Genomic DNA, 903 nt, shown 5'->3' with positions numbered 1-903 from the left:
GGCCTGACGTTGCAACAAGGATATGACAGTCGAACCAGGCTCGGCTGTGGGAATTCCCACACCGGGGAAAACATTGGAAAAATCCGCTCCCAGTTTTGCTTTCCGGAAAGCGGGGCCTGCGGCCATCAAATTTCCTTGGATAGGGAGTAAGATGAAGTACACCTGATTGAACAAGAGGCTATTGAACAAGAGGCTGTTGTGACAGGCTCTCCGGCCTTCATCTCAAGACTTTGCGATGCCGACCTCGCCGCGCTGACCAAACGGTGGCACGAGCGCAGCTATCGACACAACGAGCTGATCATTTCCCACGGCGACACTGGTCGCGAAGTCTACTTCCTGCTGGAAGGACGGGCTCGCGTGACACTGGTTTCAGCGGACGGCAGGGAGATAGCGTATCGCGATGTCGAACCGGGTGACATTTTCGGGGAGCTCGGAGGCATTGACGGGATTGCACGCTCTGCCAGCGTCGTCGCGCTGGAGGCAACCCGCGCTGCACGGCTGTCCGGCACAGCATTCCGGGATATCGTGATGACCCACCCGACTTTTGCGTGGATGCTGCTTGAGCATCTGTCTGCCCAGCTCCGGCGCATGACCGAGCGGGTATTCGAATACAGCACTCTGGTCGTGCGAAAACGGCTGATCGTCGAGCTCCTGCATCGGGCGGAGAAAGCCGCACTCGTGGACGGCGAGGTGTCCATAAGCCCGGCACCGACGCATTCCGAGCTGGCGGCAACGATGAGCACGCACAGGGAAGCGGTCTCGCGCGAAATGAGCGACCTCGCCAAGAGAGGCCTGATCGAAAAGCGCGGCAGCAGGTTATTGCTGCATGACGTCTCGGCACTACGGGCGCTGGTCGACAAGAAGGAATAGCGAAGGCTGTCGCTGCGGCGGGGGGCACCGCAC

General features: G+C 59.8%; 1 protein-coding gene. It reads left to right on the top strand.

Annotated elements, in window-relative coordinates; all coding sequences use genetic code 11:
- Positions 1–198: 198 nt before the first annotated feature.
- On the top strand, positions 199–870 hold the full coding sequence (locus tag AC0L28_RS34665) for a Crp/Fnr family transcriptional regulator (protein ID WP_473482983.1): 672 nt from the start codon (positions 199–201) through the stop codon (positions 868–870).
- Positions 871–903: the final 33 nt, after the last annotated feature.

Source organism: Mesorhizobium sp. WSM4847, assembly GCF_055811335.1.
The sequence above is the reverse complement of the archived record's forward strand: the minus strand, read 5'-3'. Positions and strand labels throughout refer to the sequence as shown.